Origin of the sequence: Neorhizobium galegae bv. orientalis str. HAMBI 540 (assembly GCF_000731315.1) — a bacterium.
Taxonomy (GTDB): domain Bacteria; phylum Pseudomonadota; class Alphaproteobacteria; order Rhizobiales; family Rhizobiaceae; genus Neorhizobium; species Neorhizobium galegae.
The window spans coordinates 1,777,052-1,795,213 of the sequence record NZ_HG938353.1 but is presented as its reverse complement, the minus strand read 5'-3'; the positions used below and the strand labels follow the sequence as shown (position 1 = coordinate 1,795,213).

Annotated in this window: 20 protein-coding genes; 3 read left to right on the top strand and 17 right to left on the bottom strand. The window is 61.6% G+C overall.

Annotated elements, in window-relative coordinates:
• Window positions 1–32: 32 nt before the first annotated feature.
• The 16 genes from RG540_RS09105 to RG540_RS09035 all read right to left on the bottom strand — a co-directional run bounded on the left by RG540_RS09105 (window position 33) and on the right by RG540_RS09035 (window position 15,485).
• Window positions 33–1,247, bottom strand: a complete 1,215-nt coding sequence (locus RG540_RS09105; protein WP_038586927.1) for a molybdopterin molybdotransferase MoeA — start codon at window positions 1,245–1,247, stop codon at window positions 33–35.
• 3 nt (window positions 1,248–1,250) lie between these two features.
• Complete coding sequence (gene moaC / locus RG540_RS09100; RefSeq protein WP_046601819.1) at window positions 1,251–1,688, bottom strand: cyclic pyranopterin monophosphate synthase MoaC; 438 nt, start codon at window positions 1,686–1,688, stop codon at window positions 1,251–1,253.
• Between the two features lie 41 nt (window positions 1,689–1,729).
• Entirely contained in the window at window positions 1,730–2,545 is an 816-nt protein-coding gene (gene trpC / locus RG540_RS09095) for an indole-3-glycerol phosphate synthase TrpC (RefSeq protein ID WP_038586922.1), read from the bottom strand.
• 4 nt (window positions 2,546–2,549) lie between these two features.
• Complete coding sequence (trpD, locus tag RG540_RS09090; protein WP_038586918.1) at window positions 2,550–3,566, bottom strand: anthranilate phosphoribosyltransferase; 1,017 nt, start codon at window positions 3,564–3,566, stop codon at window positions 2,550–2,552.
• A gap of 19 nt (window positions 3,567–3,585) precedes the next feature.
• Window positions 3,586–5,469: a peptidylprolyl isomerase gene (locus tag RG540_RS09085; protein ID WP_038586916.1), complete on the bottom strand. Its 1,884-nt coding sequence runs from the start codon at window positions 5,467–5,469 to the stop codon at window positions 3,586–3,588.
• Between the two features lie 118 nt (window positions 5,470–5,587).
• A complete protein-coding gene (locus tag RG540_RS09080; protein ID WP_038586913.1) occupies window positions 5,588–6,505 on the bottom strand; it encodes a DUF72 domain-containing protein in 918 nt (305 codons plus the stop codon).
• 66 nt (window positions 6,506–6,571) lie between these two features.
• A complete protein-coding gene (locus RG540_RS09075; protein WP_038543032.1) occupies window positions 6,572–6,919 on the bottom strand; it encodes a DMT family protein in 348 nt (115 codons plus the stop codon).
• 245 nt (window positions 6,920–7,164) lie between these two features.
• Window positions 7,165–7,323: a hypothetical protein gene (locus RG540_RS32835; protein WP_167551672.1), complete on the bottom strand. Its 159-nt coding sequence runs from the start codon at window positions 7,321–7,323 to the stop codon at window positions 7,165–7,167.
• Between the two features lie 254 nt (window positions 7,324–7,577).
• Entirely contained in the window at window positions 7,578–8,399 is an 822-nt protein-coding gene (locus tag RG540_RS09070; RefSeq protein ID WP_038586910.1) for an MBL fold metallo-hydrolase, read from the bottom strand.
• A gap of 3 nt (window positions 8,400–8,402) precedes the next feature.
• Entirely contained in the window at window positions 8,403–9,185 is a 783-nt protein-coding gene (locus tag RG540_RS09065) for a TatD family hydrolase (RefSeq protein ID WP_038586907.1), read from the bottom strand.
• A 10-nt stretch (window positions 9,186–9,195) separates the two neighbouring features.
• Window positions 9,196–10,749, bottom strand: a complete 1,554-nt coding sequence (gene metG, locus RG540_RS09060) for a methionine--tRNA ligase (protein ID WP_038586904.1) — start codon at window positions 10,747–10,749, stop codon at window positions 9,196–9,198.
• Between the two features lie 106 nt (window positions 10,750–10,855).
• Window positions 10,856–11,884: a DNA polymerase III subunit delta' gene (locus RG540_RS09055; RefSeq protein ID WP_038586902.1), complete on the bottom strand. Its 1,029-nt coding sequence runs from the start codon at window positions 11,882–11,884 to the stop codon at window positions 10,856–10,858.
• Window positions 11,881–12,579 (bottom strand): dTMP kinase, encoded by a 699-nt coding sequence (tmk, locus tag RG540_RS09050; protein ID WP_304655747.1) that lies wholly within the window; start codon window positions 12,577–12,579, stop codon window positions 11,881–11,883. The genes RG540_RS09055 and tmk overlap by 4 nt, the downstream gene beginning before the upstream one ends.
• Window positions 12,580–12,628: 49 nt before the next feature.
• Complete coding sequence (locus RG540_RS09045) at window positions 12,629–13,807, bottom strand: D-alanyl-D-alanine carboxypeptidase family protein (RefSeq protein WP_038593382.1); 1,179 nt, start codon at window positions 13,805–13,807, stop codon at window positions 12,629–12,631.
• 67 nt (window positions 13,808–13,874) lie between these two features.
• Window positions 13,875–14,930: a septal ring lytic transglycosylase RlpA family protein gene (locus RG540_RS09040; protein ID WP_038593380.1), complete on the bottom strand. Its 1,056-nt coding sequence runs from the start codon at window positions 14,928–14,930 to the stop codon at window positions 13,875–13,877.
• A gap of 255 nt (window positions 14,931–15,185) precedes the next feature.
• Entirely contained in the window at window positions 15,186–15,485 is a 300-nt protein-coding gene (locus RG540_RS09035; RefSeq protein WP_407668883.1) for a DUF6894 family protein, read from the bottom strand.
• 93 nt (window positions 15,486–15,578) lie between these two features.
• Between RG540_RS09035 and RG540_RS09030 the strand changes: the two genes are divergently transcribed.
• Complete coding sequence (locus RG540_RS09030; RefSeq protein WP_038586900.1) at window positions 15,579–16,298, top strand: Crp/Fnr family transcriptional regulator; 720 nt, start codon at window positions 15,579–15,581, stop codon at window positions 16,296–16,298.
• A gap of 94 nt (window positions 16,299–16,392) precedes the next feature.
• Here RG540_RS09030 and RG540_RS09025 read toward each other — a convergent pair whose 3' ends face one another.
• Window positions 16,393–17,025 (bottom strand): TetR/AcrR family transcriptional regulator, encoded by a 633-nt coding sequence (locus tag RG540_RS09025; RefSeq protein WP_038586896.1) that lies wholly within the window; start codon window positions 17,023–17,025, stop codon window positions 16,393–16,395.
• Window positions 17,026–17,143: 118 nt separating this feature from the next.
• Here RG540_RS09025 and RG540_RS09020 point away from each other — a divergent pair, with 118 nt between their 5' ends.
• Both RG540_RS09020 and RG540_RS09015 read left to right on the top strand, forming a co-directional pair.
• Window positions 17,144–17,572: a tautomerase family protein gene (locus tag RG540_RS09020; protein ID WP_038586892.1), complete on the top strand. Its 429-nt coding sequence runs from the start codon at window positions 17,144–17,146 to the stop codon at window positions 17,570–17,572.
• 82 nt (window positions 17,573–17,654) lie between these two features.
• Window positions 17,655–18,062 carry a VOC family protein gene (locus tag RG540_RS09015; protein WP_038586890.1) on the top strand — a complete coding sequence of 136 codons (408 nt, stop codon included), beginning with the start codon at window positions 17,655–17,657 and terminating at the stop codon, window positions 18,060–18,062.
• The last annotated feature ends 100 nt before the right edge of the window (window positions 18,063–18,162 follow it).

Genomic DNA, 18,162 nt, shown 5'->3' with positions numbered 1-18,162 from the left:
AGGTACGGATTTCGAAAAGGATCGGATCACCGTCAGGGACGGATCAGCAGGATGGGGCAGGGGGCGCCGGGCGGCAGCTCCGGCGCGTGCGCCGGGCGGATGATGAGGCAGTCGGAATGGGCAAAGATCTTCATCATCGAAGAGTCCTGCTTCTCGAAGGCCTCGGCGACAAGATTGCCGTCGTGGTCCCTCGTCAGCCTGGCGCGCAGATAATCCTGGCGCTGGTCGTTGGCGGAGAGTGTCTTCGCAGAAATGCCCCGCACCTCGCGGTGTCTTTCCGGCAGATGCGCGAGCCTGCGGATCAGGGGTTCGAGGAAGAGCAGGCTGGTGACGAGGCTTGCGACCGGATTGCCCGGCAGGCCGAGGACGTGCATATCGCCGAGCGCACCGACCATCAGCGGCTTGCCCGGCCGCATGGCGATGCGCCAGAAATCCAGCTCCATGCCGGCGGCTTTCAGCGTCGATTGTACCAGGTCATGATCGCCGACCGAGGCGCCGCCGAGGGTCACCAGCACGTCGGCCTTGGCCGCACGGGCCTTGTCGATGGCTGCAGTGATATCCTCAGGCCGGTCGCGGACGATGCCGAGATCGAGAACTTCGCCGCCATTGTCGCGCACCAAAGCGGAAACGCCGAAGGTGTTGGAGGCTATGATCTGCGCTTTGTCAGGCGTGGCGCCGGGCGCGACGAGCTCGTCGCCGGTCGCCAGGACTGCGACGCGGGGGCGGCGATAGACGGAAAGCTCCGGGTGGTTCATGGCCGCAGCGACTGTCAAATGCGAGAAGTCGAGCAGCGTGCCGGCCGGGAGCACGGTTTCGCCCTCGGCGAAATCCTGGCCGCGGGGGCGGACATGCCGGCCCTTCACGACTTCGAACTTCGTCCGGATCCGGTCGCCTTCGAGCTTTTCGGCATCTTCCTGGATGAGGATGGAGTCGGCGCCTTCCGGTACCGGGGCGCCGGTGAAGATGCGGAGGGTCTCGCCCTTGTTCAGCGTACCTTCGAAGGCGTGGCCGGCAGCGGCGGTGCCGATCACGGTCAGTTCGGCCCCGATCGCCGGTGCGTCGGAAGCCTTGAGCGCATAGCCATCCATGGCAGACGCGTCGAAGGGAGGCTGGGTGAGGCGGGCAACGAGGTCCGTCGCAAGGACCCGGCCGTTCGCTTCGCCAAGAGCGACCGTCTCCACCGTGCCGATCGGATTGGCCTTGCCGAGCAGGCGGTTCTTCGCTTCGGAAACGGGCAGCAACGCCATTTCTCAGTCCTCTGCGCGGTAGGTTCCGGATTTGCCGCCGGTCTTTTCGAGAAGGCGGATGCCGCCGATCTCCATGACCCTATCGACGGCCTTGGCCATGTCGTAGATCGTCAGGCAAGCGACCGAGGCGGCCGTCAGCGCTTCCATCTCGACGCCGGTCTTGCCGGTGAGTTTGGCGGTTGCGGTCACCCGGAGGCCCGGAAGCTGCTCGTCCTCGGTGATATCCACGACCACCTTGGTCAGCATCAGCGGGTGGCAGAGCGGGATGAGATCCGAAGTCTTCTTGGCGGCCATGATGCCGGCGAGCCGCGCCGTGCCGATCACGTCGCCCTTCTTGGCATTGCCTTCGCGGATCAGCGCGAGCGTCGCCGGAAGCATACGCACATAACCTTCGGCCGTCGCCGAGCGGCTGGTTTCGGCCTTGTCGCCGACATCGACCATATGCGCCTCGCCGGAAGCGCCGATATGGGTGAGGCCGGTCACTATTCTGCCGCCTGGGCCGCAGCCTCGCCGGTCAAAAGAAGGCGGGTGGCGGCGGCCACGTCGTCCTTGCGCATCAGGCTTTCGCCGACGAGGAAGGTGTTGATGCCGACCTTTTTCAGGCGCTGGCAGTCCTCATGGGTGAAGATGCCGCTTTCGCCAACGAGCAGGCGGTCGGCCGGCACCATCGGCGCCAGCCGCTCGCTCGTGTCGAGATTGAGCTCGAAGGTGCGCAGATTGCGGTTGTTGATGCCGATCAGCGGAGAGGGGAGTTTGAGCGCCCGCTCGGTTTCCTCTTCGTCATGCACTTCGATCAGCGCGTCCATACCGAGTTCGGCCGTCATATCGTAAAGCTCGCGGGCCTCATCGTCGGAAAGCGAGGCCATGATCAGCAGGATGCAATCGGCGCCCCAGGCCCGCGCCTCGTGGATCTGGTAGGTCTCGAACATGAAATCCTTGCGCAGCGCCGGCAGCGAGCAGGCGTTGCGGGCGGCGGTCAGGAATTCCGGCGCGCCCTGGAAGCTCGGCGCATCCGTGAGGACGGAGAGGCAAGTGGCGCCACCGGCTTCGTAGGCTGCAGCAAGCGACGGCGGATCGAAATCCGGGCGGATAAGGCCCTTAGACGGGCTTGCCTTCTTGATCTCGGCGATCAGCCCGAAGGCACCGGTATCCTGCCTCGCCTTCAACGCGCGATGAAAACCGCGCGGGGAGGGCTGGTCCGCAGCGCGGGCCTTTAGCTCCGCAAGCGGTACGCTCGCCTTGGCAGCGGCGATTTCCTCGCGCTTGTAGGCTTCGATCCTCTTGAGGATATCCGTCATGACCTCAATCCTTTTCGTTCGAGACGGCAACCAGACGGTCGAGAGCTGCCGCTGCTTCGCCGCTCTCCAGCGAACGGGTGGCAAGCCTCATGCCGTCGGCGATCGTCTCCACCTTGCCGGCGACGACCAGCGCGGCAGCCGCATTGCAGAGCGAAATATCGCGATACGCATTCTTCGCACCGCCGAGCACGGCGCGCAATGCCGCCGCGTTGTGGACACCATCGCCGCCCTTCAGTTCGTCCAGCGTTACAGGCTGGACGCCGAAATCCATCGGCGTCAGCTCGAAGGAACGGATCTTGCCGTCCTCCAGCGCCGTCACCTGGGTAATGCCCGTGGTGGTGATCTCGTCCATACCGTCGCCGTGAACGATCCAGACGGTCTCCGAACCGAGATCGCGCAGGACTTCGGCGATCGGACCGAGCCATTTTGGCGCAAAGACGCCAAGAAGCTGGCGTTTGGCGCCGGCCGGGTTGGAAAGCGGGCCGAGCAGGTTGAAGATCGTACGGGTACCGAGCTCGACGCGGCTTGGGCCGACATGGCGCATGGCCGCATGATGCATGGAAGCGAACATGAAGCCGATGCTGGCTTCCCGGATGCAGCGGGAGATCTGGTCGGGACCGATATCCAGATTGACGCCCAGAACGCCGAGCGTATCGGCCGTGCCGGATTTGGAACTCAGCGCACGGTTGCCGTGCTTGGCGACCGGGACGCCGCAGCCGGCGACGATCAGGGAGGCAAGCGTGGAGATGTTGTAGGTGCCGAGGCCGTCGCCGCCGGTGCCGACGATATCGATGGCGTCGGCTGGGCCGGAGACGGGCAGCATCTTCGATCGCATGGTTTCGACCGCGCCGGTGATCTCGGCAACCGTCTCGCCACGAACGCGCAGCGCCATCAGGAAGCCACCGATCTGCGACGGCGTCGCTTCGCCGGACATCAGGATGTCGAAAGCGCCTCGCGCCTCTTCGTGACTGAGGCTCTCGCCATTGGCAACCTTGGCAAGCAGGGGTTTCAGCTCAGGCATGGTCGGCCGTCCCTCTGTTTCACTGGAGCATGGCCTGGTCGACCACGGTCTGGTTGACGGACACGCCGTAGCTGGTCTTCAGACTGTTGACCATCTGATCGAGCATGTCGTCACCGGCAGCGTTCGCCATCTGCTGCAGCTGCTGGTCGCCGGATAGCGCATCCGTCGTCGCCTGGTCGACGGCGGCGACCTTCATCAGAAGGCGGCTTTCGCCATCGGAACCGAGCGCGGTCGCGGTGGTGTTGACCGGGCCGGCGAAGGCCGCCGAAATCGCCTCGTTGCCGAAGATCGCATCCTCGGCGCCGCGGCGCAGGCCCTGCTTGTTTTCGACCGCAACGCCGAGTTCGGTGGCAATGGCTGCTAGCGTCTCGCCCTTGTCGAGGCGGCCCTTGAGCTCGGTCGCGCGGGCGGCAAGCGCCTGGCGCTGCTGTTCGGCGGTCCAATCGGCAACGGCCTTATCGCGCACATCGGCGAGCGGGCGGTCGCGCTCGGGCACGATATTGCGCACCTCGAACCAGACATAACCGTCATTGCCGAGGTTCACCGGAATGGTGTCGGCGCCCGGTTCGGTGCGGAAAACGTCTCCAAGCAGCGTGTTCGAGGCGGGAAGCTCGGTGATCCGCTGCTCCTTCTCGTTGCGGCCGGAGGCATCCGACGTCACGGTGACAGCCTTGAGGTTGAGCGCCTTGGCGGTATCCTCAAGCGAGGTGCCGCCGCTACGCATATCCTCGAAACGGTCGTGGACGCTCAAGACTTCCTGGGACGCGGAAGAGACGGCAAGCCGCTTGCGGATATCCTCCTTGACTTCGTCGAACGACCGCGTCGTCTCGGGGCGGATATTGGTGACGCGCAGGATGACCGGGCCGAACGTGCCGGCGATGACAGCCGTCGTTCCGCCGCTGGCAGTGATCTTGAAGGCCGGATCGGCAAAGGCCGGATCGGGCACGTTCTCCTTGGTGAAATCACCGAGCAGAACGTCCGCCGCGGTCTTGCCCTGATCCTTGATGATCTGGTCGAAAGTGGCGGTGCCGTCCTTCAGCTGCGTCGCGGCGGCCTGCGCCATTTCCTTGTTGGGGAAGGGGAGCTGCTCGATCGTGCGGGTTTCATGCGTCTTGTAGCTGTCCTTGCGCTTTTCGTATTCGGCGCGCGCTGCTTCGTCAGTCACCGAAGATGCATCGGCAATATCGCCCGGCTGCAGCTTGACATAGGCGAAAGTGCGGTATTCAGGTGCGCGGTAACGGGTCTTCACGCCTTCGAACCAGGCAGAGAGCACATCGTTCGCCGGCGCCTTCACCGGGTCGATATTGGCATTGGACAGCAGGATATAATCGATCGAGCGGGTCTCGTCGCGATAGCTCTTCAAGGCATCGACCAGCACTTTCGGCGGCTGGAAGCCGTCCGAAACCGCCTCGACGATCTGGCTGCGCACCGCGACCTTGCTGCGCTCCTTGATGTAGTCGTCTTCGCGGATGCCGGCATTGCGCAGACGCGAGGTGAAGAGATTGCGGTCGAACTGGCCGTTGACGCCCTTGAAGGCCGGGTCTTCGGCGATCAGTTTGGCGAGACGGTCTTCCGACAGGCCGAGATTCATGTCATGGGAAAGCTGATCGAGTGCTGCACCAGCCGCGAGCTGTGTGAACACCTCGTTCTGGACGCCGAAGGCGCGAGCCTGCTCGGCGGTCAGTTGCGTGCCGAACTGGCGGCTGAGATTGGCGATCTGGCGCTGATAGGCGAGGCGGAATTCCTGGCTCGAAATCTGCTGGTCACCGACGGTCATCACCGTGTTGCCGCTCGCCGTCACCAGGGAGTGCGAAACGCCCCAGATAGCGAAAGACGCGACCAGAAGCAGGAGAAGCGACTTGGCAACCCAGGAGCGGGCAGCATTTCTGAGGGAATCAAGCATCGATCAACATACCTTGCGAACAGTCCTGCCGCCCGGAAAAGGCGGATTGAAGGACTGTCTCTAAATCAAACCGAGATGGAAATGAAGGCATGCCGACGGAAAAGCGAAAACCTCCGGTTCAGGCGCGTCTGGCGGTCCTCACATTCGCCGCAATCGGGCCCGCATTCAGCCGGTCGGCCAAGGCCTGCGCGTCCCGCGGCGCGCGCACTTTCACGTCGTTATCGAAGTAGACATAGACATCCAGCCCGTGCGCCCGCGGCGGGGAGGGTGGCCCTACGCGCTCCGCGTCCTTCGGGTCGCGCCCCTTCGCCCATTGGCGAATGAGCTGCGCCCACCGGTCGAGGGCCCGGTCATCATATCCGCTGACATAAAGTTGTTCGGAGCCATGCAGGCGGCAATAGACGAAATCGGCGGTGAGATCCATCAGGAGAGGCCATTCGACCGTATCTGCAACGACCAGGCCGACCTTGTAGCGACGCAGCAGGTCGACGAACTCCGGCGAGCGGAAGCTGTCGTGACGGATTTCCAACGCGTGGCGAATCGGCCGGTTCGCATCCGTTTCGACATAAGCACGCCCATCGAGACGCGCGTCGTGCCGCCGGGCGAGCGCGACGGCATCCTCCGTGCTCTTCGGCAACAGCTTCAGAAAGGGCTCGAAACGTTCCGCATCGAATTTCATTCGCGGGGGAAACTGCCAGAGAATCGGTCCGAGCTTCTTGCCGAGGCGCAGGACACCGGACGCCAGGAAATTGGCAAGCGGCGTCTCGATGTCGGTGAGGCGGCGCATATGGGTTATGTAGCGCGAACCTTTGATTGCGAAGACGAAGTCGTCGGGCGTTGCATCATGCCAGGCGGCAAAGCTCCGCGGCCGTTGAAGTCCGTAGAAGGTGCCGTTGATCTCGATCGAGCGGAAATGCTCGGCGGCGTAGGTCAGTTCCTGCTTCTGCGGCAGGCCTTCAGGGTAAAAAACGCCGCGCCAAGGCTTGTAGGTCCAGCCCGAAATGCCGATCCGGATATCGTCCGACTGCTTCTTCATCGCACCACCTGACGTCGTCATGGTGATCCGAACCCATCTGCGGTGCGCGGGTTCCCGACGTCTGCGTTATTTCGTGAAGATGAAGAAGGATCCGAGCGCGATGAAACCGAAGCCGACGATCTGCTTCCAGTGAATAGGCTCGCCAAGATAAAGTACCGAGAAAATCACGAAGACAGAGAGCGTGATGATCTCCTGGATGGTCTTCAGCTGCGCTGCATTGAAGTAACCGTAGCCGATGCGGTTGGCTGGCACCTGGGCGCAATATTCAAAGAAAGCGATGCCCCAGCTCACCATGATGACAAGATAAAGCGGCTTGCTCTCGAATTTCAGGTGTCCGTACCACGCGAAGGTCATGAAGACGTTCGACAGAATCAGAAGACCGATCGTGAGGAAGGGCGTGGCGCTTGCGAACATGATGGGAGAATCCGTTGGAAGTGGCCGATGCCATACGGCAACCGGGTTCCTCTGCCAAACACAAGACTTCGTGAAGTAAGGTGCAGCCCTGGCAGGCGGAAGGCGGACTGTTGGGTTCGACTTTGCTGCGGCACCGCTAGAGGCATTCGTTGCCGCTGCATGAGGATGACGGGATGGCAGTGCTTTTCGCGACGTCCTGGCGCTAGAGGCCTTCATGGCCCGGCATTCGAACGGCGCGGCAAGATTTAGTGAAAGGTTTCGGGGCGGACTTCGTCTTCGAGAATGCGGAAGGCTTCATAGAGCGCCTCGACCAGGATATCGGTCAGCTTGTCGGCGTCGTTGTCCTGAAGGAACAGCGCAAGAGACTGTTCGGACGGCTGGTGGGTATTGGCTTCATTCGACATATCATTGTCCTCAATCTGAACCGGAATCATTCCGGGTGAGGTCGACGGTAGGGACGCTGGCTTGCACCAAGCTTGACGACTTGTGCCAAACGACCAAGACAGCCGCCGGGCATCTTCAGCAGGAGGGAACGGGAGTATGCTGATAACGTTCCCGACCACACACAAAGATCGCATAAGATAGATTATGGAACTAACTGAATTACAAGAAGCCCAGCAAACCTGGGTTTCTTGGTCACTCCATAACCCCGCGGCGATCAGAGATCGACGGCAACTTCGAACGTCAGGCCGTCATAGGCCGGTTCGACATGTGGCGGCGTTTCCGCCATTACCGTGTCGTAGTCGAGCGGAAGATGCATGTGCGTCAGGATGGCGTGCTTCGGGGAAAATTTCGCGATCCATTCGAGCGCCTGTTCGAGCGACAGATGGCTTGGATGATATCTGTACTGCAGCGTATCGATGATGAGCGTATCAAGCCCGCCGAGCCTGGGAATGCTTGCAGGCGGAAAGTCGCTCACGTCGCTGCAATAGGCCACGTCACCGATCCTGAAACCCAGCGAATGGATGTCGCCATGGACCTGCAGATGCGGCAGGAAACGGATCTGCCCGCCGGGCCCATCGATGACGATCGGCTCTTCAAGGGCCTCGATCAGGAACGGCCGGACGATCGGCGGATAGCTGCCGCCCGCCGGGGTTTCGAGGCAATAGCCAAAACCCTGGCGAATCCGTTCCATGGTGAACGCATCGGCATAGATCGGGATGCGATGATGCTGCAGGATGAAATAGCCGCGCAGGTCGTCGATACCGTGCAGATGATCCGCATGGGCGTGGGTATAGAGAACCGCATCAACCCGCTGCACCTTGGCGGCGATCATCTGTTCGCGAAAATCGGGGCCGGTATCGACCACCACCACGGTGCCGCCGCCATCGGGCGCGATCTGCTCGACCATGAAGGCGGCGCGCGTGCGGCGGTTTTTAGGGTTCGTCGGATCGCAGGCGCCCCAGTCGCCATTCAGCCGCGGCACGCCGGGCGACGACGCGCAGCCGAGGATGGTGAAACGGCGCCGATACCTCGCCACAGGTTAGAGCCTCGGCATCTTGGAGAAGACGCGGAACGCGTTCTCCGTGGTGATCCTGGCGATTTCCTCGTAGCTGACGCCCATGCATTCAGCCAGCACTTCGGCCGTGTTGACCACGTAGGACGGCTCGTTGCGCTTGCCGCGCCAGCGTTTTGGCGCCAGATACGGGGCGTCGGTTTCCACCAGCAACCGGTCAAGCGGCACGGTTCTGGCGATCGCGCGCAGGTCTTCCGATTTTGGGAAGGTCAGGATGCCGGAGAACGAGACGTAGCCGCCGAGTTCGACGCCGATGCGGGCAAGGTCTGCGCCCGAGGAGAAGCAATGCAGGATGAAGGGGAAGGCCCCCTTCCCGCTTTCGGTCGTCAGGATCTCGGCCATGTCCTCGTCGGCGCTGCGGCTGTGGATGACGAGCGGCAGACCGGTTTCCCGGGCGGCGGCGATATGACGGATCAGCCCGGTCTTCTGGTCGGCCGGCGTCTGCGTGTCGTAGAAATAGTCGAGCCCGGCCTCACCGATCGCGACGATCTTCTGATGCGCATCGGCAAGCCGCACCAGGTCTTCGGTCTGGATGTCCAGTTCCTCGCCGGCATTGTTCGGATGCGTGCCGACCGAGCAGAAGACCGACGGATATTGCTCGGTGAGTGCCAGCAGCCCGTCGAGTTTTCGAACCCGCGTCGAAATCGTCACCATCTGGCCGACGCCGGCCTCGTGGGCGCGCGACACGATTGCGTCGCGCTCCTCGGCGAAATCGGCAAAATCCAGGTGGCAATGGGTATCGATCAGCATGGATAAGGCCTTATGCGCTCGCTTCCGGCGCCACGTAACGCGGGAACACCGGCGTCGGCGCTTCGAGCGGCGTGCCGGGCTTCAGGCGACCGGCTTCGCCGAGTGCCGCAAAATCCCGTTTATCGGCCGGAGAAGCCACGAGATCGAGCAGCTTGGCCGACGAGTCCGGCATGAAGGGCTGCAGCAGAATAGCGATCTGGCGCACGACTTCCGCCGCCACGTAGAGCACCGTGCCCATGCGGGCCGGATCGGTCTTTTTCAGCACCCACGGCGCCTGCGCCGCGAAATAACGGTCGGTGTCGGAAACGATACCGATGATCGCCGCAAGAGCGCGGTTGATCAGTTGCTTGTCCATTTCCTCGCGGCAGACGGCAATCAGTCCGTCGGCGGCAGCAAGCAGTTCCTTGTCGGCGTCGGTAAGCTCGCCCGGTTCCGGAACATGGCCGTCGCAATTCTTGACGATCATCGACAGCGAGCGGCTCGCAAGATTGCCGATGCCGTTGGCCAGATCCGCGTTGACGCGGGTGGCGATCAGCTGATCGTTGCAATTGCCATCCTGGCCGAAGGAAATCTCGCGGCAGAGATAATAGCGCACGTAGTCGAGCCCGAACTTCTCCAGAAGCTCGAATGGGTCGACGACATTGCCGACCGACTTCGACATCTTCTCGCCGGCATTCAGCACGAAGCCGTGGGCAAAGACGCGCTTCGGCAGCGGCAGCCTGGCCGACATCAGGAAGGCCGGCCAATAGACCGCATGGAAGCGGATGATGTCCTTGCCGATGATATGCGCGTCCGCCGGCCAGTATTTGGCGCGCGGGCCGTTCGGGTCTTCCATGTAGCCGGTTGCGGTGATGTAGTTGGTCAGCGCATCGACCCAGACATACATGACATGCGCCGGATCGTTGGGTACCTTGATACCCCAATCGAAGGTGGTGCGCGATACCGACAGGTCCCGCAAGCCGGATTTCACGAAGGAGATCACCTCGTTGCGGCGCTCGTTGGGGCCGATGAAATCCGGGTTTTCCTCGTAATGCTTCAGTAGCTTGTCGCCGTATTCGGAGAGCTTGAAGAAGTAGCTGGACTCCTCCACCCACTCCACCGGCGTTCCCTGCGGCCCATAGCGGACGCCATCGCGGACCGACGTTTCGTCCTCGGCATAGAACGCTTCGTCGCGTACCGAATACCAGCCGGCATAGGTATCCTTGTAGATGTCGCCATTGTCGGCCATCCGGTTCCAGATGTCCTTGGAGGCCTCGTGATGGCGCGGCTCGGTGGTGCGGATGAAATCGTCGTTGGACGCGTTGAGCAGCTTGCCCATCGCCCGGAATTCACCCGAATTGCGCTCGGCCAGCGCTTCCGGCGAAATGCCTTCGGCGCGCGCCGTCTGCTGCATCTTCTGGCCGTGTTCGTCCGTGCCGGTCAGGAAGAAAACATCCTTGCCGTCAAGGCGCTGGAAGCGCGCCATGGCATCCGTCGCGATCAACTCATAGGCATGGCCGATATGCGGCTTGCCGTTCGGGTAGGAAATCGCAGTGGTGATGTAATAGGGTGTCTTATCGGACATCGGGGGCACTCGGGCACTTGGATTTGGATCATGCCGCTCTTAGCGCATGTTTCGCTGATGCGAAACACAAAGTTCCTTATGCGGTTCCCGCCCCTGCCCTTAAAGTTCAGCGTCGCGCCGCTTCGAGGATCGACAGGATAGTCTGCTTGCGGTCGAGATTGTAAGCCTGCGCGATGGTGATCTTCTCGGTCATGTCGCTGACCAGTTTTGCCTGCCGGTCGGCCGTTGGTAGATCGCCGGCAAGGGCCGCGTTGCGCGCTTTGTCGATCAGATGATCGCCCAGGTGCTCCAGGAAAAAGCCGAAGATCACTTCGCTGTCCTTGCCGGACAGCACATCCGCCAGCCGGTGCATCGCCTTTCGGGCCGTGGGACCATCGGCCGCAACCACCTCCTCGAAGGCGGAGATGATCTCCGTGCCGCCGTAGTTCAGGAGTTTCAGCGCCTGGGAAACGCTGCCCTTGGACATGCGGAGCACCATCTCTTCCATCTTGCCGCCGTCAAGCGGCGTACCCAGACCCGCGAGCGCCTTCGCAAGATCGCTGTCACCGAGCGGCGACAGCCTGAGCGACTGGCATCGCGAACGGATCGTCGGCAGCAATTTTCCAGGCGCATGGGAGAGGACCAGGAAAAGCGCCCGACGCGGCGGTTCCTCGAGGATCTTCAGGATGGCGTTCGCCGCATTGCGGTTCAGATCGTCGGCCGGATCGATGATGACGATGCGCCAATTGCCGGTGCCGGAGGTCTGGGAGAAGAAATGCCCGGCTCGGCGCACCTCGTCGACCGTGATCGCCGTTTTCGTCTTGCCGGTCTTCTCATCCACCGGGCGGGCGAGATGCAGGAGGTTGTGCGAGGCGCCGGAGGCGATCTGCCGGCTGACCGACGAATTGAGATCGGGATCGGTGAGATGATCGGGTGCAGTCGCCGGATCGGGATGCGAAAGCACGTGGTTGGCAAAGCGAAAAGCGAGCGTCGCCTTGCCGATACCTTCCGGTCCTTCGATCAGGATCGCGTGATGCCCCTTCCCCGAACGATAGCTGCGCGCCAGAAAATCCTCGGCGGTCTGATGGCCATAAAGATGCGGATTGCGCGCCGGCGGCACGGCGCCTTCCAGAATGCCGGCGGTTTCCTCGCTCATCCGACCGATTCCGCGCTGCTCTTCTGGGTAAAGCTCAGTTCGCGCACCAGCGGCTCGACGATCGCGAAAATCTCGTCAGCGATCTCGTCTTCGGAGCGCTCGGCATCGACCACATGGCAGCGTTCCGGTTCCGCCTCGGCGATTTCGAGATAAGCCTCGCGACGCTTTTCGTGGGTCTCGATCTCCTCGCGCTCAAAACGATCAGGCGCGCTGTCGGCGCCGCGTTTGCGGGCGCGTTTCAGGCCGACTTCGGCCGGCAGGTCGAGGATCAGCGTGCAATCAGGCACCACACCATTGATCGCCACCCGCTGCAGCGCCTCGATATAATCTGGTTCCAGATTGCCGGTGACGCCCTGGTAGACACGCGAGGAATCGATGAACCGGTCACAGAGCACGACCGCGCCGCTTTCAAGCGCCGGGCGAATCACCTCCTCGACATGGTCGTTACGGGCAGCGGCAAACAGGATCGCCTCCATCCGCACACCGAACTCTTCTGCCGCACCCGAAAGCAGGACATGGCGCACGGCTTCTGCTCCCGGCGAGCCCCCTGGCTCCCGCGTCATCAGCACATCATGGCCGCGGCGGCGCAACTGATCCGCCAGCCGGCGAATCTGGGTGGATTTGCCAGCCCCCTCGCCGCCTTCGAAAGTTACGAACAATCCGGAATGTTCTGCCACGCGTCTTTCCGCACTCATTTTAGGTCAGCTTATAACGCATAAGGGTGCGCTGCGAAACATCGTGTTGTCAAAGCCAGAAGAACATCAGTTCAAGCAACGCATCCGTCGCCTGGCTGACGAGGCTGCCCGTTCCGACCGGTTTGGCGGTTACCAGCGGCACTTCCCGCACCACCCGGTCGCCTGCCGAAATCCTCAGCACGCCGACATCCTGGCCCTCGGTTACCGGAGCCCGCAATGGCCACCGATAGACGATTCGCCCGGACAGGCGGTCGGGATTATTGGCGGGCAGGTAGATATCGACCGGTTCCTTGGCGACGAGATCCACATGACCCGTCGTACCGCCATAGACGCTCGCCTGGCCGATCACCTCGCCCTGCTTGAACAGGACCTTGGTTTCGAAGGAGGAAAGCCCCCATTCGAGCACCCTTTTCGCTTCCTCCAGCCGTTCCTTGTCGCTCGCAAGCCCACCCATGGCGAGGAACAGCCGCGTGCCGTTGCGTGCCACCGATGCCACCAGGGCATAACCCGAACCTTCAGCAAAACCGGCGCCCAGGCCGTCAACGCCGATATTGAGCGAAAAAAGCGGGTTCTTGTTGCGTTGGAAGATCTTGTTCCAGGTGAAATCCGGCTGCGCGTAGATCGGATAGAATTCCGGGTATTCGCGAAAGATGTGGCGGGAGAGTTCGACGAGGTCGCGCGCGGTCGTGCGGCTCTCCGTGTCCGGCAGGCCGGTGGAATTGCCGAAGACCGACCGGCCGAGACCCAGATCCTTGGCGCGCGCCGTCATCCGGGCTGCAAATTCGCGTTCGGAATGGGAAATGCCCTCTGCCAGCACGATGCAGGCATCATTACCATTCTGGACGACGACGCCTTTGACGAGGTCTTCGACGCGTATCTGGGATTTCAGCGCCGCAAACATGGTCGTGGTGCCCGAGGGCGCCCCGCCGGTGCGCCAGGCAAATTCAGAAACCGGAAAGATCGTGTCGCGGCTGATCTCGCCGCGCTTCAACGCACTGAAGACCACTTCCATGGTCATCAGCTTGGCAAGCGACGCCGGTGGGAAACCCTGGTTTTCGTTGGAGGCGAGCAGCACCGTGCCGGTCTTCGCCTCGACCATATAGATCTGCTTCGCCTTGGTCACGAAGGCGGGCGGCGGTTCCTGCGCGTCGACGGCCTCCGAAAGCAAGCCGGCTTGCAGGAATACTTGCAGCGATACCAGGCAAAGAAGAATCAGCAGGCGCCGCATGATCACCCCACGAACCGTTCCGCACCATGCGTAGCAGCGGCGATTGCACCCGGCAATCGCCCTTGCGTTAGCGCACGGGCTTTTGAGCGGCCTTGGGGCCTTCCAGCACCATGTTGCCGAACATGACCTGCGGAGTTTTAGCCTGGGGCGCCGACGCGTAGGCGGTTTCCAGGCTCCGCCCCTGCGGGGGCCTTGCCTGAGCTTCGACCGGATAGGAAGACGCAACCTGGCGGGTCTGCACGGCGGCAACGCCGCCAGCAACCGGCCGCTCGATCGGGTGCGGACCGACCTGCGGCAATGTCGAGAAATTCTCGAAGGCCTCGAAGGCCTCTGGCGCGGCGGATACCGGCGCCGGGCCACTCGGTGTCCGGCCGGCCAGCGCCATCGGACGCGGCATGGCCGAGCCGTAGCTCTGGAGCTGGTCACCCAGCGTCTGGTTCGACGCGACCATGACGCCCGTGGCAATCTGGCCTTCCGGCCGGATCGACGGCATGCGATCGCCCTTGCGGATGTAGGACGCCATCAGGAACGGCATGTCCTTCCCGTCCATGCGGGCGCGGCCGACATATTGCACGTTGACGTGAGCCGTGCCGATCCGCTTCATGTCGAGCATCTCGGCCGTCTTGTCGGAAACGTCGATGATGCGGCCCGGATGATACGGGCCACGGTCATTGACCCGGACGATGACCGAGGTGCCGTTGTCGATATTGGTCACGCGGGCATAACTCGGCAGCGGAAAAGTCGGATGCGCTGCAGACAGGTGGTCGCTATCGTAAACTTCGCCATTGGCAGTCAGGCGACCGTGAAACGCCGAGCCGTACCAGGAGGCGAGACCGCTCCTGTTGTAATTCGCATCTTCCTTCGGAACGTAAGTCTGGCCCTTCACCTCATAGGGCTGGCCGACCATGAACCGGCCGCCGCCCTTCGGCACGGGCCGGCCGTCGCCGACCACGCGCGGGCTCGCCTTAACGCCATATTCCTTTTCGGAGAAATACTCTTTGCTGCGGGGTTTCGACTTCGGTGCCTCGGTCGTGGCGCAGGATGCCATCCCCGCGCAGACCATCGTCATCCCGAGCCATTTCGCACCCAGCGAAAGCTTGCCGCCACTCAAACCCAAACTCATCCGTCCCATGCCGCCTTCACTGCAATACGCCGCAAACGGTCTCGTAACCGCGCCGCTTTTCGCAGCCATTGAACCGATCCGAGACATACCCCTATGCCGCAGACTTAATGGAAATGAACTTTTGCCGGCAACGTGGCGAAAATGCGAGTGAAATTGGACACATAGATAAAATTCTATTCAATAGGGTTAATGATGCGTAAATAAAGACCGCTTTGAAACCAAGATTACCCCCGAATAAACTTCGACGTTACGTAGTCAGAGTTCCGGTTCATCATGCCACTGCGTCTGGAACGACAGACGCCCGGTAAACACCGGCTGCCCATGTTCGTTGCGGACTTCGATCGAGATCGCCCCCTTCCCGCGCTCGGGGAACTCCTCGCGGGCGATGTCCGACAAGATTCGGCTCACCTCCCGGCTGATCTCCTCGCGGGTGGATATTTCCTGACCCTCATTGTCACGCACAGGTCCGTCACCATTGATCAAATCGAAGAAGTATCGCGCCATGCCATGCTCACTGCCCTGAGTATTTGTCGTCCGAATTTCCTTTGCGGGCATTTGTTCCCGTCCAGGGCGCAGTCTTTCCGATGGATCTATATAGGCTCCTCATCCGTTCTTTACCTCGATATTGATGCCCCGCCGAGGATAACCGTGATCGACTCTCTACTTCTCAACCTCGAACAGCACGACGTTCTTACCGATGAAGAGCGCAACATTCTCAGGCGCATCGTCGGCCGTGAAAGGCGTTTTCTGGCGGGAGAGGATCTCGTCGCGGAGGGATCGAGGCCTGGCTACAGCAGCCTGCTCGTCGACGGGTTCGCTGCCCGATACAAATTGACGGCGGAAGGCATGCGGCAGATCACGGCAATCCACGTCGCCGGGGATTTTGTCGACCTGCATGCCTTCCTGCTGAAAACCATGGACCACGGCGTCGTCGCGCTTTCCCCGTGCCATGTCAGCCTTTGCGACCATTCAGACCTGAAGCAGGTGACGGAACAGCATCCGCACCTGACCCGCATGTTGTGGCTCGATACGCTCATCCACGGCTCCATCCACCGTGCCTGGATCGTCGCCATGGGGCGGCGCTCCAAAGTCTCGCATCTCGCGCACATTCTCTGCGAACTCTATGTCCGGCTGGGAGTGGTCCGCCGCACCAACGGCTGGAGCTTTCACCTTCCGCTCTCGCAGGGTGAGATGGCCGATGTGCTGGGGTTGTCGCTCGTCCACATGAACCGCGTCATCCAGACGCTCAGGCGAGAACGCCTGATCTCCTGGTCCAACCAGACGATCACCATTCTCGACTGGGAGCGCTTGCAGGAGGTGGCGGAATTCGATCCGACCTACCTGAGCCTATCCGTGGAGCCGCGGTGACAAGAGGTAAGCTATCGCTGCGCGGTGTCGTGATACGCCAACAAACGAAGATGGGCACGACATGTACGCTATAGCCCTCTAACGCCGCACAACTTCAATGGTCGGCAGAACCTGAATGCGCGCTGTCCAACGCCTTCGGGCCGGCCAAGCGTAACGCTGCCTGCCCTACGAGGTGGGCGATGCGGTTCGACAACTCCGGGTCCGATACGGCTCGGGCAAGCGTAACGCCTCCGCTGAGCATGGCGAGCAGGACGATAGCCTGATCTTTTCGCGAACCGGCGGACGTGCTTGGAGCATCATTCTCCGGCAACCCTGCGGCGACCTCTTCGACGAGACGCTTCAGCTCTGCCGTATAAGCAGCGCGCGTATCGTCATCGGCGCGCATCACGTCGGTGGACAGGCTCGGCAAGGCACAGCTTTCGCCAAGATCGCAGGTCCGTTTGTAACCAAGATAGAATCCCACAAAGGTCGTCAGCCAGTTTGTCTGTTCGCTGCCTTTGAGCGCGGCAATCCCTTGCCGCAACTCTTCCAAGCCTGACAGCACGGCGGTGCGGAAAGCTTCGCTCTTGGACTTAAAGTGCCCATAGAAGGCGCCGTTGGTCACGCCAGCGGCCTTGGTTAATGCTTCGATGCCGCCGCCGCCATAGCCCTCCTTCCGGAAAACCCGGCCCGCCGCCGCCACGATCTTCGATTTGGTCTCCTGCTTATGCTCCGGGCTGTAGCGCATGCCGTCCTCATTGAGAGTGATCTCTCTTTATCGCTTGAATAAAGAGTGATCGGTGTTTATGAATAGAGAGCATTCGGTATATATCAAATGCCTTTCCTGTTCAAATGAGGAGAACTCCATGCCCATTACGCTCACCGTGCCCGAAGGCCTGCTATCGCCACAAGCGCAGGCCGAGGCCTTTTCCGGACTAGCAGACGCGATTCTCGAAGTCTCGGGTCTGACCGGGAATGCCTTCATGACGGCCAACATCGTCGGCTCGATCAACGTGTTGCCGAAGGAACATGTACTTGCCGGTGGCAAGGTGGTGGCAGCAGCTTTTGTCGAACTTAAGCTCCCCGAGATCGCCCTGGCGACGCCTGAGGCGAAAAGCGCTTTTATCGAGAAGGCAACGGATATCGTCGAAAAGGCGGCCGGGGGACGGCTGAAGCGTGAACATATCTGGTCAAACATAGTCTACGCTCCCGAAGGAGCCTGGGGCATCGCCGGCCGCAGCTACGACAATGCCAGTTTGATCGAGGCCATAGCGGGCACTGGTGTCCCCCTATAGCGTTTCGCATCTCTAAATTCCTCAAGGCCGGACTGCGAAATGCGAAGATTTCGCGGTCTGGTATCTCATTGGAGGCCATGCCATGCAGCTTGCCAACTATCTCTTTTTCACGACCCAGTGTGAAGCAGCGCTCGACTTCTATACCAGATGTGGCCTTGGTCGGGTCACGGCGCTCATGCGTCACGGCGACCACGGAGTGCCGCTCGCCTGTGAAGGTATGCGCGGCAAAGTCATGCACTCCCGCTTCGAGGGACCGGGTCTTCTGTTCTTCGCCTCGGACAATCACGATGCCGAGCCGATGCGAGGCTCCGCGCACATGCTCATCCTCGACAATCGCGCCACGACAGACCGATTATTCACGGCGCTTGCCGATGGCGGCGAGATTACCACACATCTGGCGGTGCAGCCGTGGGGGAGCTATTACGGCAAACTCACCGATCGGTTTGGTGTCCAGTGGATGTTGGACTGTCTATCCCAGACCGCCGTATGATAATAGCCAGATGGTGATCGGAGTGCGATGTAGCTGCTGCGCAGAATATCGAGCTTAGCGCGGACAATCAGCAGATGGCGGGCCACACCCGACGAAGATG

Coding starts and splice junctions, on each gene's coding strand:
- RG540_RS09105 (WP_038586927.1), bottom strand. CDS start 1,247: ATGGCGTTGCTGCCCGTTTCCGAAGCGAAGAACCGCCTGCTCGGCAAG.
- moaC (WP_046601819.1), bottom strand. CDS start 1,688: ATGGTCGATGTCGGCGACAAGGCCGAAACCAGCCGCTCGGCGACGGCC.
- trpC (WP_038586922.1), bottom strand. CDS start 2,545: ATGACGGATATCCTCAAGAGGATCGAAGCCTACAAGCGCGAGGAAATC.
- trpD (WP_038586918.1), bottom strand. CDS start 3,566: ATGCCTGAGCTGAAACCCCTGCTTGCCAAGGTTGCCAATGGCGAGAGC.
- RG540_RS09085 (WP_038586916.1), bottom strand. CDS start 5,469: ATGCTTGATTCCCTCAGAAATGCTGCCCGCTCCTGGGTTGCCAAGTCG.
- RG540_RS09080 (WP_038586913.1), bottom strand. CDS start 6,505: ATGAAGAAGCAGTCGGACGATATCCGGATCGGCATTTCGGGCTGGACC.
- RG540_RS09075 (WP_038543032.1), bottom strand. CDS start 6,919: ATGTTCGCAAGCGCCACGCCCTTCCTCACGATCGGTCTTCTGATTCTG.
- RG540_RS32835 (WP_167551672.1), bottom strand. CDS start 7,323: ATGTCGAATGAAGCCAATACCCACCAGCCGTCCGAACAGTCTCTTGCG.
- RG540_RS09065 (WP_038586907.1), bottom strand. CDS start 9,185: ATGCTGATCGATACCCATTGCCACCTGGATTTTGCCGATTTCGCCGAG.
- metG (WP_038586904.1), bottom strand. CDS start 10,749: ATGTCCGATAAGACACCCTATTACATCACCACTGCGATTTCCTACCCG.
- RG540_RS09055 (WP_038586902.1), bottom strand. CDS start 11,884: ATGAGCGAGGAAACCGCCGGCATTCTGGAAGGCGCCGTGCCGCCGGCG.
- tmk (WP_304655747.1), bottom strand. CDS start 12,579: ATGAGTGCGGAAAGACGCGTGGCAGAACATTCCGGATTGTTCGTAACT.
- RG540_RS09045 (WP_038593382.1), bottom strand. CDS start 13,807: ATGCGGCGCCTGCTGATTCTTCTTTGCCTGGTATCGCTGCAAGTATTC.
- RG540_RS09040 (WP_038593380.1), bottom strand. CDS start 14,930: ATGAGTTTGGGTTTGAGTGGCGGCAAGCTTTCGCTGGGTGCGAAATGG.
- RG540_RS09035 (WP_407668883.1), bottom strand. CDS start 15,485: ATGCCCGCAAAGGAAATTCGGACGACAAATACTCAGGGCAGTGAGCAT.
- RG540_RS09025 (WP_038586896.1), bottom strand. CDS start 17,025: ATGCGCTACAGCCCGGAGCATAAGCAGGAGACCAAATCGAAGATCGTG.
- RG540_RS09020 (WP_038586892.1), top strand. CDS start 17,144: ATGCCCATTACGCTCACCGTGCCCGAAGGCCTGCTATCGCCACAAGCG.
- RG540_RS09015 (WP_038586890.1), top strand. CDS start 17,655: ATGCAGCTTGCCAACTATCTCTTTTTCACGACCCAGTGTGAAGCAGCG.